The 15,508-nt window shown below is 50.0% G+C and carries 14 protein-coding genes; 6 read left to right on the plus strand and 8 right to left on the minus strand.

The window, feature by feature from the left end; genetic code table 11:
- Positions 1-17: 17 nt before the first annotated feature.
- Positions 18-2,585: a family 20 glycosylhydrolase gene (locus CRO03_RS14750; protein ID WP_170949030.1), complete on the minus strand. Its 2,568-nt coding sequence runs from the start codon at positions 2,583-2,585 to the stop codon at positions 18-20.
- 218 nt (positions 2,586-2,803) lie between these two features.
- On the opposite strand from CRO03_RS14750, the gene nagK reads away from it, so the two are divergent.
- The 3 genes from nagK to CRO03_RS14765 are packed head-to-tail and all read left to right on the plus strand — an operon-like array spanning position 2,804 to position 6,238.
- Complete coding sequence (gene nagK, locus CRO03_RS14755) at positions 2,804-3,718, plus strand: N-acetylglucosamine kinase (protein WP_097112403.1); 915 nt, start codon at positions 2,804-2,806, stop codon at positions 3,716-3,718.
- Positions 3,718-4,887 (plus strand): N-acetylglucosamine-6-phosphate deacetylase, encoded by a 1,170-nt coding sequence (gene nagA / locus CRO03_RS14760; RefSeq protein ID WP_097112404.1) that lies wholly within the window; start codon positions 3,718-3,720, stop codon positions 4,885-4,887. Before nagK ends, nagA begins: the two co-directional genes overlap by 1 nt.
- 25 nt (positions 4,888-4,912) lie before the next feature.
- Complete coding sequence (locus tag CRO03_RS14765) at positions 4,913-6,238, plus strand: sugar MFS transporter (RefSeq protein WP_097112405.1); 1,326 nt, start codon at positions 4,913-4,915, stop codon at positions 6,236-6,238.
- Positions 6,239-6,245: 7 nt separating this feature from the next.
- Here CRO03_RS14765 and coaD read toward each other — a convergent pair whose 3' ends face one another.
- The gene (coaD, locus tag CRO03_RS14770; protein WP_097112406.1) at positions 6,246-6,731 is read right to left on the minus strand and encodes a pantetheine-phosphate adenylyltransferase; all 486 of its coding nucleotides are present in this window, start codon (positions 6,729-6,731) and stop codon (positions 6,246-6,248) included.
- A 136-nt stretch (positions 6,732-6,867) separates the two neighbouring features.
- Here coaD and CRO03_RS14775 point away from each other — a divergent pair, with 136 nt between their 5' ends.
- The 3 genes from CRO03_RS14775 to tdh all read left to right on the plus strand — a co-directional run bounded on the left by CRO03_RS14775 (position 6,868) and on the right by tdh (position 9,912).
- Positions 6,868-7,530, plus strand: a complete 663-nt coding sequence (locus CRO03_RS14775) for a TetR/AcrR family transcriptional regulator (RefSeq protein ID WP_097112407.1) — start codon at positions 6,868-6,870, stop codon at positions 7,528-7,530.
- Between the two features lie 148 nt (positions 7,531-7,678).
- Entirely contained in the window at positions 7,679-8,875 is a 1,197-nt protein-coding gene (locus CRO03_RS14780) for a glycine C-acetyltransferase (protein ID WP_097112408.1), read from the plus strand.
- Between the two features lie 14 nt (positions 8,876-8,889).
- Positions 8,890-9,912, plus strand: coding sequence for an L-threonine 3-dehydrogenase (tdh, locus tag CRO03_RS14785; protein ID WP_097112409.1), 1,023 nt, complete (start codon positions 8,890-8,892; stop codon positions 9,910-9,912).
- A 28-nt stretch (positions 9,913-9,940) separates the two neighbouring features.
- Here tdh and dusC read toward each other — a convergent pair whose 3' ends face one another.
- The 6 genes from dusC to CRO03_RS14815 all read right to left on the minus strand — a co-directional run bounded on the left by dusC (position 9,941) and on the right by CRO03_RS14815 (position 15,508).
- On the minus strand, positions 9,941-10,906 hold the full coding sequence (dusC, locus tag CRO03_RS14790) for a tRNA dihydrouridine(16) synthase DusC (protein WP_097112410.1): 966 nt from the start codon (positions 10,904-10,906) through the stop codon (positions 9,941-9,943).
- A gap of 80 nt (positions 10,907-10,986) precedes the next feature.
- Positions 10,987-11,781, minus strand: coding sequence for a glucosamine-6-phosphate deaminase (gene nagB, locus CRO03_RS14795; protein WP_097112411.1), 795 nt, complete (start codon positions 11,779-11,781; stop codon positions 10,987-10,989).
- Positions 11,782-11,903: 122 nt separating this feature from the next.
- Complete coding sequence (locus CRO03_RS14800; protein ID WP_097112412.1) at positions 11,904-12,068, minus strand: DUF2256 domain-containing protein; 165 nt, start codon at positions 12,066-12,068, stop codon at positions 11,904-11,906.
- 19 nt (positions 12,069-12,087) lie between these two features.
- Positions 12,088-12,963 carry an HDOD domain-containing protein gene (locus CRO03_RS14805; protein WP_097112413.1) on the minus strand — a complete coding sequence of 292 codons (876 nt, stop codon included), beginning with the start codon at positions 12,961-12,963 and terminating at the stop codon, positions 12,088-12,090.
- Positions 12,964-13,068: 105 nt separating this feature from the next.
- Positions 13,069-13,545: a hypothetical protein gene (locus CRO03_RS14810; protein WP_212682428.1), complete on the minus strand. Its 477-nt coding sequence runs from the start codon at positions 13,543-13,545 to the stop codon at positions 13,069-13,071.
- A gap of 103 nt (positions 13,546-13,648) precedes the next feature.
- A complete protein-coding gene (locus CRO03_RS14815) occupies positions 13,649-15,508 on the minus strand; it encodes a M48 family metallopeptidase (RefSeq protein WP_097112414.1) in 1,860 nt (619 codons plus the stop codon).

Consider the following 15,508-nt stretch of genomic DNA (forward strand, 5'->3'; position numbering starts at 1 on the left):
TAATTGAATAATCAGATTCAGAGTTTAATAACTCTGCTGCTGACCTCACCAAGCCTGCTGCGTAACCACACGTGCTGCTGAACTACCGTAATAACCTGTTGATAGCGCTGCCAGCTCTGGCCCTGATCGACACTGTACTCAATAGTCAGACCAGGCCAGGCCGTGCTCGCTTTAACTATTCCATTGTCGCGTATGGCGCCTGGCGGCGGTAAATAATGTCCGCTGTTACTTCGTTGCAACTTCGGCAATTCATAACTGACCAGACGCTGACTGAATTGATGCCAGTCGTTACGGGCAGCGCTACTTGCCTTATCAGGTTCCCAGCTGGCTTTATGCCAGGCCCGCTCAGCCAGAGCAATTAACCGGGGGTAAAGCATTTGCTCCAGTTGCGCTGCAGTGCGAACGGTTTCACTCCACAGCTGGCCCTGAATACCCAGCATATGCTGCGGCTTTTCCAGCTGTGGCAACTCCCGGCCCAGTAAGGCGGCTAAATCTGTAATAGCGCTGCCGTCGCGGGTGAATTCGGCGTTGTGATACAGATGATCGGGCCGGTAGAAAAATACTTTCTCTGTATCAGTATAACGGGCAGCCCAGTAGTAACCACGCTCTGCCGGGTGCGCCTCCTGCGGGTGGTCAAAGTACAGGTTCGTTCCTGGCGATTGCACCACATCATAACCGGCATTCGCAAACAGATAGGCTCTGTCGCCATAACCCCATTCCCAGATATTATCCCAGGCGTTTACCACCACTTGCGGGTTTTTGAATTGTTCCCGGGCAAAAGGCTGGGCAGGGGTCGCCATTAAACCATCTTCCCAGGCAGCTAAGGCTAAGCCCCGCTGCGCCGCCAGTTCGGCGACCCGGTTAATAAAGTAGGGTTTTAAATCAGCCACACTGTTAACCCCATTGTCAGGGATAGCAATGAGCTGCTGACATGCCGGTGAGCCCTGCCAGGAGCCTTTGGCAACTTCATCACCGCCCATATGAAACAACCGCAGCGGTGTACCTGCGTCCAGATGCATTTGCTGCAGTTCACCAACAACTTTATCAACAAACTGATAGCTTGACTCCAGACAAACGTTTACCGAATTATCGTTATAGTTTTGCACCGTCAGGTAGTCAGACTGGTCGTGTTCCTCTGTCAGCCGGTAGTGGTTCGCCTGCTCTGGCTGCTCGGCCAGATTCAGCCGCTGATAACGCGCTTCCATTGCTTTAATAGCGGCACGGGCGTGGCCAGGTAAGTCAATCTCCGGAATCACCTCTATATGATGTGCCCGGGCATGGCGTAGTAACTGAATATATTGTTCGTGGCTATAGTAACCATTGCCAGAGCCACTGGTGTGTGGACCCGTACCCAGCTGAGTCAGCAGGCAGTGCTGCTCGGTTAAATCAAAGCAGCGAAATGCCCCCAACTCCGTCAGCTCGGGTAAGCCCGGAATTTCAAGGCGCCAGCCCTCATCCTCAGTCAGATGCAGATGTAATTTATTCAGTTTGTAACGGGCCATTTGTTCAATCAGCCGCAGGGTGACATCGAACCCATGAAAGTTCCGGCCCATATCGTAGTGCATACCGCGCCATTGATAACGGGGTTGGTCAATAATCTGCAGTCGTGGCAAGCGCACCTTGGTTGTGGCGCGTTCAGTAACAGGCAAAAGTGCCAGTAAACTCTGAATGCCATAAAATACCCCGGCACTATCGGCACCGGTAATCTCAATTACGTCAGCGTTAATCTGTAACGTGTAGCTTTCAGCAGCCATTCGCTCATCGGTTTGTGACAAAGCCAGCCGGATTTGCTGTTTGCGCTTTGCCTGAACAAGGGCAATATCGCCGTCAAAGTACTGTTGCAACTGCTGTTGTAAGTACTGACCTTCCTGTTCTAATGCAGCGCTGACATTAACTTGCCACTGGCTGCTTATCGTTGTGCTGCCAGGCTGAGTTTGTGACTGTTGGGGTGTGGGAATAATCCGTTGCTGCAGCTGAGTGTCTGTTAACAATGGCTCATCTGTTGGTAGCTGTTGCTTATAACGTTGCTGGTTGGTCATAGTGGCAAATTTGTCGCCATCACCTATATTACGCAGTAGCTGCTGTGGCTTGGTCAACGGCCGGACAAAGCGGCTGAAATCCTCACTGTCGGTATTGGCAAATATTTCCGGAGTGAGCCCATGGGCAACAATAAATGCCCGCGGCATAAAGTCGCTGTAGCTGATGATCCAGGGTGCAGAGTGGAAATGCAGTTGTGACTGCGCGCCAACGGCCAGGCCTTTAAAATCTTCGGTTGGCGAGATACGATGCAAATCACCCTGAATATGCTGCAAAGTCAGGCCAGCCTGTTCTGTACTATTGAGCCGGCGTACCATATGCAGATAAATGCTCCAGTCTGCCGACCCGCCAGGTAAGGGGTGTGCTGATTTGTTTATCAGACTAATACTGCCTTTAAAGGTGCCAGGCTCGGCCAGTAAATTTGATTCAACGGCAAACCACAGTTCAGCACCGTTGGCAAAATTAGCTAATTCGCTTTGGCTATTAATGGCTGCCTTGCAATTCAAACTTATAAACCCTATAAAAATCAATATGTAAATTTGACGCATTTACCTGCTCCTGGCGTTGCTGGAAAAAATCCGGCTGAAAATTAAACAAGGCTCTTGTTATTTGTCAGATTTATTATATGCTGAAAAACAAAATGACAACGCTGTCAATTTGGCAAAGACTTATGCTAAAGTCAAGCTTCAGCCAATTAAACCGCTTAGGTTACAGCACGGCAAGGCAAATTGAGTGAACCACGCCGACTCAGGAAAGAGGATCCAGGATGAGGACAGAGGTACCAACACAACAACCCTTGTATTTAGGCATCGATGGTGGCGGCAGTAAATGCCGGGTGGTGCTTATGGCAGCGGATGAGCGCGTGCTGGGTGAGGGTTTGTCAGGTCCGGCGAATCCGCTGCGTGGTATGCAATTGGCTACGGCGTCTATTATCGATGCTACAAAGCAGGCATTAGATAGCGCCGGCCTGCCACACAGTGCAATGGCAAAACTGGTGGTTGGGGCAGGGCTGGCTGGGGTTAATTTGCCAGAGTACTATCAGTTATTTTCGGCCTGGCAACACCCTTTTGCCAGTTTACACCTGACCAGCGACTTACATATTGCCTGTATTGGTGCGCACCAGGGACAGGATGGTGCTGTGCTTATCTGCGGTACCGGCTCCTGCGGCCTGGCGGCGGTGAAAGGCCAGCTGCTGGAAGTTGGTGGCCATGGTTTTCCCTACGGCGATAATGGCAGTGGTGCATGGTTCGGCTTGCAGCTATTGCAGCAGGTGCTTCGCAGTAAAGATCAGTTGATTGAACCAACCTTGCTGACGGAACTGTTGCAGGCAGAAGTGGCATGTAATGATACCTTACGACTAGTGTCACATTTTATGAATGCCAGCCCTACTGACTACGCCCGGCTGGCACCGCTGGTATTTACTGCGGCAGAGCATGGTGATGCTGTCGCCCGGCAAATAGTTGAGCAAGGTGCCGGCCATATTAATGCGATTGCCGAGCGGTTACTGACTATTGATCCTCAGGCCTTGTGTTTAATCGGTGGTCTGGCATATAAAGTAGAACCTTATCTTGCATCAGCGGTGCGTCAATTGGTGGTGCCAGCGTCCCAGCCGCCGGAACATGGCGCAGTATGGTTTGCCAGGCAAGCGATTGCCAGCGCTGTTGAAACCGGAACGACATAATGAATAAATTATCTGAACAGGACGGCAGCAATAACAGTGTTGCTGTCGCTTCGCTTTTTGATGGGAATGCCTGGCACAGCAATGTTGAGCTAAGCTGGCGCGAGGGCGTGATTACCGGTATTAAGCCCGCCATCGGGACTGTGCTCACGGGCACTCTGGTACCGGGCTTTATTGATTTACAGGTCAATGGCGGTGGTGGTGTGCTGTTTAATACTGCGCCGACTTTGCTAACCTTGCGCAGCATGGTGCAGGCGCATGCCCGCTTTGGCACCTGCGCAATGTTACCGACCGTGATTACCGATTCTGTTGAAGTTATGCAACGAACTGCTGATGTAGTGGCACAGGCTATTGCCGCCAAGCTACCAGGGATCATTGGCCTGCATTTTGAAGGTCCACATTTATCTGTGCCGAAAAAAGGCGTCCATCCGGCCGAGCATATCCGGCCATTGTCAGCGGCCGAGCTGGCACTGTATCAGCGCACTGATATTGGCATTAAGCTGATTACCGTAGCACCGGAAAATGTCACGCCACAACAAATCAAACAATTGACAGCAGCGGGTATGCAGGTTTGGCTCGGGCATTCTAATGCCGACGCCGCTACTGTACAGCAGGCGCTGGCCGCCGGGGCCCGGGGTTTTACTCATTTGTATAACGCCATGTCGCCGCTTACCTCACGGGAGCCGGGCATGGTAGGTGTGGCGCTGACTGATGCAGACAGCTGGTGTGGCATTATTCTGGACGGTCTGCACTTGCATCCGACAGCCGCCAAACTGGCGCTGGCCGCCAAGCCTAAAGGCAAGGTCGTACTGGTGACTGATGCGATGGCACCGGTTGGCACCGATGATACTGAATTTGCTTTTTTTAGCGGTAAGGTGGTGCGCGAAGGTAACAAGCTAACTAACGAAGCCGGTGCGCTGGCAGGTTCAGTACTGGATATGGCCAGTGCCGTGCGCTACGCGGTTGAGGTATTGGCGGTTGAACCGGGCGAAGCCTTGCGAATGGCAGCGCTTTATCCGGCTGAGGCATTGGGCCGCGCCGACAATTACGGCCGGCTGCGCAACGGTTTTCAGGCCGATATGGTATTGCTGGATGAGCATTATCAGGTGCAGCAAAACTGGATGGCCGGCAACAGTGTTTATCAGGCGCATCCGGCTGAGCAGCTCAAATGATTATAATAAAAGAGGACTACATATAATGGAAAGATCTGTTGCCCGGCCAGTGAGCCATAGTAGTGTGTTACCAATGATAATTATCGGTATCTTATTTTTTATCTTTGGTTTTGTAACCTGGTTAAATGGCTCTCTGATCCCGTTTTTAAAAATTGTTTGCGAGCTGAACGAGTTCCAGGCCTTACTGGTTACTTTTGCGTTTTATATTGCCTACGTCGTAATGGCGCTGCCCATGTCATTTGTCCTGAATAAAGTAGGGTATAAGAATGGCATGGTGCTGGGGTTATTGATCATGGCCATTGGTGCCATTTTGTTTATTCCGGCGGCGCAGACCTCGCACTATGCATTATTTTTAGCGGCTTTGTTCATTCTGGGAACCGGACTGACTATTCTGCAAACAGCATCTAACCCTTATATTGTCTGTATCGGCCCGCGGGAAAGTGCTGCCATGCGCATTAGTATTATGGGGTTGGTTAATAAAGGCGCTGGTTTTATTGTGCCCATTATCTTTACGGCCTGGGTGTTAACCGGCATGGAGCAATTTTCAGCAGAGGCATTGGCTGTGCTGACAGAGGCCGAGCGCAATATCCAGTTGGCTGAGCTATCAAACCGGCTGGTAACGCCTTATATCTATATGACGGTTGCCCTGCTGCTGCTGGCTGCCTTTGTCAAATTTTCCCCCTTACCCGAACTGAATTTAAATGACAGCGAGGATGATAACGCCACAAGTACATCCTGGACTGCTATTTTCAGTCATCCGCAACTGGTGTTGGGTGTTGTGGCATTATTTGTTTATGTTGGAGTCGAAGTTATTGCCGGCGACACTATCGGTTTATATGGGCAGGGACTGGGTGTGGCGCATTTTGGCGCGCTAACGTCATACACCATGGCTTTTATGGTACTGGGTTACCTGGTAGGTGTCTTCTGTATTCCTAAATACTTGTCGCAGGATCGGGCGTTGCAGGGGTCAGCTGTGTTCGGTTTATTGTTCACGCTCGGCGTGATTTTTGGTAATACCGGCAGTAGCTTGCTGGCAGATGTGCTGTTTGGCTGGAGTGGTATTCCGGTAGTGCCGGACACGGTAATGTTTCTGGCATTACTGGGCTTCGCCAACGCCCTGGTTTGGCCGGCAGTGTGGCCTCTGGCGTTGCAGGGGTTGGGTAAGTTAACCAGCACAGGCTCAGCGTTACTGATTATGGGCATTGCCGGAGGGGCAATATTGCCAATGGTTTATGGTTATCTGGCGCATAGCTCAGGTGACAGCCAGTTTGCTTACTGGATGATGCTGCCCTGTTACGCTTATATCCTGTTTTATGCTTTCAAAGGCCATAAGCTGCGGAACTGGGGTTAAACCATTTTCAGATTTTGCTGAACTTTGCTTTTAATGCCCGCTCAACATGAGCGGGCACAAAACTACTGATATCACCGCCATGACGACACACTTCTTTTACTAAAGTAGATGAAATAAAAGTATTTTTCTCTGAAGGCGTCATAAACAGACTATCCAGCTCAGGGTTTAGCTGGCGGTTCATGCTGGCCAGCTGAAACTCGTATTCGTAGTCAGCCACTGCCCGTACGCCCCGCAACAAGACCTGAGCATGCTGCTCTTTGGCAAACTGGGCCAGTAAACCGGAAAAGCCAATAACCTGTACATTGCGACAATCTGCAAAGGCTTGCTCAGCCAGTTGCACCCGTTCATTCAGGCTGAATAATGGCTGTTTACTGGGGTTTGATGCTACCCCAACCACTACTGAATCAAACAGCCGGGCTGCCCGCAATACCAGATCGCTGTGGCCATTGGTTAGTGGGTCAAAGGTGCCGGGGTAAATGGCTTTTACTTTCATATGGTATGTACTTTCATAATAGTTTGCTTATGTTATCGCCAGCTGACATCTCTGCAGTGTAAGCGACTAGAGTTTTTAGTCAGTTTGGCGTTACTATAGCAAACAACTATACCAACAAAGAAGCTTAGCTGCCGACATGGAAAAAAAGCTCAGAACCAAAGATAAAATTCTGCAAGCCAGTATCGCGCTGTTTAACGAAGTCGGGGAACGTCAGGTTACGACCAATCATATTGCCGCTCACTTAGGAATCAGCCCGGGGAATTTGTATTATCATTTTCGGAATAAAGAAGACATAGTCCGGCAAATTTTTAAAGAGTATGCCAAGTTACTGGAAACCCGGATAAAACCGCCTTCTGCCGAGAAAGAAGCACTGGATGCGCTGGCAGAGTATCTGGATGTGGTGTTTGAATTGATGTGGCGTTTTCATTTTTTCTACGCCAATCTGCCCGATATTCTGGCCCGGGACATTGCTTTACAGCAGGATTATGCCCGGGTGCAACAAGGGGTGCTGGAGCGCGTGATCTCGGTGCTAAAGGCACTGAAAGCTAAAGCAGTGATTGAAATTGCCGACGAAGATATCACTGGCTTTGCCCACAGCATTAAATTGTTGGTTACCTTCTGGATCAGTTATCTGAAAACCCAGGCACCGGATAAACCGATAAATCAGGCCAGTGTCTATCAGGGGGTGTTAAAGGTGCTGCTATTATTTAAACCTTACGCCACCGCTCATGCCTTACCGAGGATCAGTAATTTGCAGCAACACTATGCTAATCTGGCCGGTGCAGATCAGACCAGCTAATGAAAACAGCCGCGCTTGTATCTGATTATTTACAGCTGTAAAACTGCCAGCTACTACACTTAATGGCGAAACGCTGCAGAGCAGCGTGTTAACCATTACAATGTGCATCCTTTAAAACCGCCCAGACCATCGCCAATCAGGAGGCCGCATGCGCAATAGCGCTTTTCTGCAACATCTACAACACCAAATCGAAGACGTAACCGCTGAAGGGTTATTTAAGGCAGAGCGGATTATCTCCTCCCAGCAGCAAGCGGATGTCACAGTGGGCGGCACTCAGGTACTGAATTTCTGTGCCAATAATTATCTGGGCCTGGCGAACCACCCGGATCTGATTGCTGCGGCAAAACAAGGCCTTGACAGTCATGGCTTTGGGGTAGCATCAGTGCGTTTTATTTGTGGTACCCAGGATATTCATAAAACCCTGGAAGCAAAAGTCAGCGAGTTTCTGGGTACAGAAGGCACCATTCTTTATTCGTCTTGCTTTGATGCTAACGGTGGTTTGTTTGAAACCATTTTAACTGCAGAAGACGCCGTTATTTCTGACGCGCTTAATCATGCTTCGATTATTGATGGTGTGCGTTTGTGCAAAGCAAAACGTTATCGTTATGCCAATAACGATATGACAGATCTGGAAGCGCAGCTAAAGCAAGCTGATGCAGATGGTGCCCGCTTTAAACTGATCGCCACCGACGGTGTGTTTTCGATGGATGGTATTATTGCTGACTTAAAAGCGATATGTGATCTGGCCGACAAATATAATGCCATGGTTATGGTTGACGACAGCCATGCGGTTGGCTTTGTCGGTAAAAAGGGCCGCGGCACTCATGAGTACTGCGATGTCCTTGAGCGGGTAGATATTATTACCGGAACTCTTGGCAAAGCACTTGGTGGGGCGTCGGGCGGCTTCACTTCCGGTAAAAAAGAAGTGATTGCCTGGCTGCGTCAGCGCTCACGGCCGTATTTATTTTCAAATTCGCTGGCGCCGTCCATTGTTACCGCGTCAATTAAGGTGCTGGATATGCTGGCGTCGGGCGATGCCCTGCGCGCTAAACTGTGGGATAACGCCAATTATTTCCGGGAAAAAATGTCAGCTGCTGGCTTTACCCTGGCAGGGAAAGACCATGCGATTATTCCGGTGATGCTGGGCGATGCCAAAGTTGCAGCCGAAATGGCAAAACGCATGCTGGCGGAAGGAATTTATGTCGTTGGTTTTTCGTTCCCGGTGGTGCCAAAAGGTCAGGCCCGAATTCGCACCCAGATTTCTGCAGCACACAGCAAAGCGCAACTGGATAAGGCTATTGATGCCTTTATCCGGATTGGTAAAGACATGGGCGTGATCGCATAAGGGCGGGACGTAAAATGAAAGCATTAGCAAAATTAAAAGCAGAACCCGGCATTTGGCAGACTGAAGTCGATAAACCTCAGGTTGGCCCGAATGACGTATTAATCAAGATTAAAAAAACCGCGATTTGTGGTACTGATGTCCATATTTACAAATGGGATGAATGGGCGCAGAACACCATTCCCCACGGTATGGTAGTGGGGCACGAGTATGTGGGTGTCATTGAAGGGATGGGTTCAGAAGTTCGTGGTTTTAGCGTCGGCGACAGGGTGTCGGGCGAGGGCCACATTACTTGCGGCCATTGCCGCAATTGCCGGGCCGGCCGGGTGCACTTGTGTCGAAACACCACCGGTGTGGGCGTGAACCGGCCGGGTGCTTTCGCCGAGTATCTGGTCATTCCGGCCTACAATGCCTTCAAGCTGCCAGACAATATTCCGGATAGTATCGCCGCTATTTTTGACCCGTTCGGCAATGCGGTGCATACCGCGCTATCGTTTGATCTGGTTGGCGAGGATGTATTAATTACCGGGGCCGGTCCTATCGGAATAATGGCTGCAGCTGTGGCGCGTCATGTAGGCGCCCGGCATGTGGTGATCACCGACGTTAATCCTTACCGGCTGGAACTGGCTTTGAAAATGGGCGCCAGCCGGGCGGTTGATGTCAGCCAGCAGAACCTGAAAGATGTGATGAAAGAACTGGGTATGACAGAAGGCTTTGACGTGGGTATGGAAATGTCCGGTGTGCCATCTGCGTTTCGCAGCATGCTTGATACCATGAACCACGGTGGCAAGATTGCCATGCTGGGTATTCCGCCGTCTGATATGGCGGTAGACTGGAACAAAGTAATTTTCAAAGGATTGATAATAAAAGGTATTTATGGCCGGGAAATGTTTGAAACCTGGTACAAAATGGCCAGTTTGATTCAGTCAGGCCTGGATCTGACCCCAATGGTGACTCATGAAATGCCGATGGAACGCTTCCAGGAAGGGTTTGATATTATGTGCTCCGGCCAGTCAGGCAAAGTGGTGTTAAACTGGTAACTCAGGCTTTTTTTCATAGCACACGAACTTATGTTTGTGTGCTATGTTTTGCGTTCAGTTTTGCTAACTCATTGGTTAATAAAAGCAGAATATCAGAGCTGGTCCTTAGTAACCGCAGATGCTGGAATAAATTAGCAGCCTGCGGGTACTGTAGCTTTAAATAGCTGAACCACTGTTTTACCCGGTTGGCATAGTACTTTCCTTTATCGCCAGCCATTTCAAATTCTGAGTAATGCATCAGTAATTCAAGCACTTGCTGCCATGGCATTACGTCTTGCTGTTGCCTGATAGTTTGCGCCAGGTTAGGCATGGCCAGTGCGCCGCGCCCCAGCATAATATCAGCGCAGTTGCTTTGCTGCTGACACAGCAGAGCGTCGCTGGCGGTCCATATTTCGCCGTTGGCGATAACGGGGATATCAATGTGTTTTTTAATTCTTGCGATCCAAGGCCAATATGCAGGTGGCCGGTAGCCATCGCTCTTGGTACGGGCATGTACGGCGAGGCTGCTGGCACCGGCAGCAGAAATGGCTTCGGCATTCGCTAAGGTCAGGCTGGTGTCATCATAGCCAAGGCGGATTTTAGCGCTTACCGGAAACTCAGGCGGCACCGCATCCCGCACCGCTTTAACAATCCGGTAAAGCTGCTCGGTTTCTTTTAACAGTACCGCTCCACCACGGCTTTTATTCACTGCTTTGGCTGGGCAGCCAAAATTTAAGTCTACTCCGGGCGACCCCAGCTCGACCGCCCTAACCGCATTTTCTGCCAGCCAGTTGGGCTCTTGCCCCAGCAATTGCACCCGAACCGGTGTGCCTGACAAGGTTTGGCCACCCTGCAATAACTCAGGGCAAATCCGGTAAAACACTCTGGCGGGTAAACGTTGGTCAACTATCCGGATGAATTCGGTTACACATAAGTCGTAGCCTCCTATTTGGGTTAGCATTTCCCGCATCAGGTGGTCTACTACACCTTCCATCGGCGCCAACACAATTTGCATATACCCTTCCTACTTGATGCTGCAGCGCTGATGGCTTAAATTAAGGGCGCTATTATAGCCGGAACCGGCGTAGTTGGGTATTACCGGCCGCTTAATCGTTTTAGCAGCGCCTGATTTTCCCGCTCGATATGCCGGTAGAATTCAATATCAGCCAGCTCTGCTGCTGCGGCTTCATCCAGCACCACAACGGCCTGCTGATGTAATTGCAAAGCAGAGGCCGGACAGGAGGCAGTTAGTGGCCCTTCGATCATGGCTTTAACTGCACCGGCTTTATTGGCGCCAGTGGCCAGTAGCAGTACTTTACGGGCATCCAGAATGGTGCCAATTCCCATGGTGATCGATAAATGAGGCTGATACTCACCCGGCGCAAAGAAACGGGCATTATCAGCAATCGTTGCCGGGGTCAGGGTTTTAATCCGGGTACGGGAACGCAGTCCGGAAGACGGTTCGTTAAAACCAATATGGCCATTGCGGCCCAACCCCAATAATTGCAGGTCGATACCACCGGCATCAGCAATTTGCTGCTCGAACTGCTGACAAGCGGCAACAGGGTCGGCAGCACAGCCGTCTGGCACCGCGGTATTTGCCGGCAGAATATCGATAGCGTCAAATAAATGCTGCTGCATAAAATAGCGGTAGCTTTGCGGATGGTCGGCTGATAAACCCAGATACTCATCAAGATTAAAGGTTTTAGCTTTGGCGAAGGACACTTCTTGCTGTTGGCAGGCACTAATTAACAACCGGTATAATGCCAGGGGAGTCGAACCTGTGGCTAACCCCAGCACAGACTGTGGCTTTTCAGTCAGCTGACGAATGAATAGCTGTGTGCCATATTCTGCCACGTCTTCAGCTGTAGGTAATATAACAATTTGCATTGGGCCCGCCTTGCAGGAAAAGTCAGAAAAACCGCTTTATAGTGTTATCGGTGGAACAAATGTAGCAGACAAAAACCGTAATGACAACGCTGTCATTGCGGTTTTTATTTATCGACTTCAGCTTAAAAACGGCTGTGTTCAACAATAGGTGATGTTTTGTTCCGGCGACAGCGTTCAGAACAATAAATGACCTTGTCCCAGTTTAACTGCCATTTTTTGCGCCAATTGAAAGGGCGCTGACAACAGGGACATATTTTCTGAGGCAGTAGTGACTTGCGGTGGACCACAGCTATACTTTAACAGGCTTCAGTTAAGGCTATATACGGTATGAATATCCTGGCGGTGCAACAATTCGGCAAAATCAGGCAGGCTCAGGCTGTCCAGCTCAAGTACATCTAAAATAGCACCACTGTAATTTTGCCATTCCGGGTCAACATTAATGTTATAAAGCAACCGGCTTTCGCCACTGAAAAACTCGGCCAGTTTCAACAGGGCAAACAACTGTTGTTCATAATCATTATCGGATTGCAAAATTAGCGCGGGGCTGTGGTGGTAAGCAATAACATTACAGAGTTCCGGCGTTAATCCCCAGGACTGGGCAATTAAATAACCCAGCACTTCATGGCAGGTCTGGAAATGCTGCTCTTCAATTTCGCTGCAGCCACGGCCCGCCTGTAAGCCCTGTTGCATTAACGTGGCATACTGAGGCGCCTGCTCACTGATCAGGGCGATACCAGCATTATGAAATAATCCCAGGCTATAGCAGTCATCCTGCGCTGCCTGGTTAAGATTAAACTGTTTTGCCAACGCCATAGCGATAGTGGCAGTATGCAGGGCACTGCTCCATAAACGCTGACTAAAAGGATCCTGCCGGCCTTCTGCCAGGGTAAAGCGCAGCAGAATACTCCGGACCAGAGCAATAACCCGGTTCAGGCCCAGATATTTACAGGCATGCTCAATAGAGGTGATTTTCTGACGCAGACCAAAGTATGCTGAATTGACAACTTTTAAAGTAAAACCGGCGATGCCGACATCCAGATTTATTAATGCAGCAATCCGGCTGATACTAGGCTCACTCTTCGCCAGCTGTTGCTGGATATGTTGCAATATCTCTGGTCGTGGCGGAATAGTAAAGCCGCTTAAAGCCCGTTCAATCAGGGCCATATCTAGGGCAGTAGTCATCACGCTTACTCCGTCTGCTGACCTGTTTATTTACCGATATTCGCTATAGTAAAAGAACGGCGATAAATTGCAATTGGCGATTGCACTGCTGGGATATAAACTATCTCAGGAATCGAGGTAGGGGCGGCCGACCATCAGTTGCTGTGCCAGCATTAACTCACTTTGCTTATCTTCCAGCTGCAGATCATTAAATTGCACATCAAACTGGATCAAATCGTCATCAGGCAGATTTAGCGCCACCAACTTGTCTGGTACCTGACCCACTTGCCGGAAGGCGTTTACGGCAACCTGCGCAGCTTGTTCCATCAGGGTTAAAAACTGACCAAGGGGATAGTGCTGAAAAATCTCAGCATCTAAATGTGCCCAGCCCAACAAATCGCCGCTGATACTGCCATCGGCATGATCAGTAAACAACATCGAAACTGCCGGACAAGCCGGATTTTCACCAGCAGTAAACTGGCTGATGTCAGCCTCATTGAACAGCAACACAAAGCCAAAGCCCGGGCAGCCTTCCGCATCCATATCGTCGAATGAGGAATCGTACAATAAAAACAAGCGATTATCTGACGGATTATCGGACACAGAGCCTCCGGAATTAAACAAGAACCGGTTATTTTACCTTAGCTGACGTCCGGGCTAAAGCCCTAAAGTGGATTTTTAACAATTTGACCGCAATACAAGCCGCTTAAACAGCGGCTACCTCTGGCTGCCAGGGCATTTCCAGCAGTAAAGCCAGCGCAGTCAATAACGCCTGTTCGCTGTCAGTTTGCAGGTTATCAGCTGCTACTGCGGCCAGTATTGCCTGCCAGATTTTTTGTTTTACCAACGGTGCCGCACTAAGCAGCCGGTCAAGATGATGAGTTAAATCGGGCAAATTGCTTGCAGGCATTGCCGTCGTTTCGGCAAGTCCCAGGGTATTTAACCCAGCCAGCCATGCTTGCCGACAAGTTTCTGGCTCACCCGCTGCCCTTGCAACTGCGGCAAGTAACTGCGTAGCCGGAGTTTGCAAGGTGGCAAAATCTGCCTGCCTTGCGCCACTAATTTGCTGTTTCGGTTTAAAGTGGCTGGCGACAGTATGATCAATAAAATTAATGATAATCCATTCTGGCAGTGACAATTGTTTATCAGCCGCAGTCAGCGCGGTGAGCAAGCGTTCAAACTTGAGAAACTGGTCGTTGCTAAGCTCTTTTAGCGCCGGTACTGTGCGCTGCAACAATTGCACCTGCAGCGGCAAACTCAACGCCTGTACAGCGTCGACCAGTTGATCAACCTGTTGCAACAACTCCAGTGAGCCCTGCTCTTTAATTAACTTTATTTGCTCGGCTTCATAGTCAGGATGCTGTAATAACAAGGCGCAGACGATAGCCTGAGCTTGCAGTGGCTGGCGGCTGTTCTGCACCAACAGCATCGGCAAGGCAGCCATGGCCTGCATTATTGTTTGTTTATCTGGCATTGTGCTGCTTGCAGGCTTAGCTTCGGTGGGTTCGGTTACAACCTCTACCTGGCTTACCGGACTGGGGAATTTGCCGTTCCAGTGCGGTTCAAGACGCTTGATCCGCTGGTTTAGTGGCGGATGCGTGGCAAAAATACTTGCCCAGCGGGAGATGGCTTCACCAAAAAACAAGTGACTATTTTCATCGGCATTCTGGTTGTTAATACGGGTACCTGCACTGTGCGCACCTATTCGTTTTAATGCGCCGGCAATTCCTCTGGGGTTTCGACTGAATTGCACTGCCGAGGCATCGGCCAGATATTCGCGCTGCCTGCTGACCGCCGCTTTGATCAGGTTGCCGAAAAATGAACCTAAGTAACCAATGACAACCAGGCCCAGGGCAATAGCCAGGATACCGCCGGCGTTTTTATTCTTACCACTGCTGCTGCGGCTGATACTGCCTCTGGTGGTGCTGCCAGAGCGCAGCATGTAGTACCCGATATGTCCTAAAAATAGAATCCCGTTTAAGATGGCAATCATCCGGATATTCATCCGCATATCACCATTTAGAATGTGGCTGAATTCATGTGCCACCACGCCTTGTAACTCATCCCGGTTTAACTGCTCAATACAGCCCCTGGTTACCCCAATTACCGCATCCCCCGGACTGTAACCCGCGGCAAATGCATTAATGCCTTTTTCAGGTAACAAATAAACCGGTGGTACCGGTACATTGGCAGCAATAGCCATTTCTTCCACTACGTTTAGCAAGCGTCGTTCAAGTGGGTCATCACTGGCGGCATCAATCCGGCTGCCGCCAAGGCTGGTTGCCACAACTTTACCGCCGCCCTTCAGTTGTTGCCACTTAATTAACACGGCAATGCCGACAGCAACGATTACCGCACTACTGATAAAAAACACAGTGGGCCAGGGCAGACCGTGCTCTATTGCAGCGGGCGAATCAACATTTTGTAAATCTACCAGGCCAAGCCCAACCAACACCAGAGCGTTGGTTAGTAACAACAGCAGGATTACGGCCAGACTGAATAATGACACCAGGATCCGGGTATTGCGACGGGCTAAATCCTGTTGACTGAAAAAGTTAGTTGCCAT

Origin of the sequence: Arsukibacterium tuosuense (assembly GCF_900215315.1) — a bacterium.
Taxonomy (GTDB): domain Bacteria; phylum Pseudomonadota; class Gammaproteobacteria; order Enterobacterales; family Alteromonadaceae; genus Alishewanella; species Alishewanella tuosuense.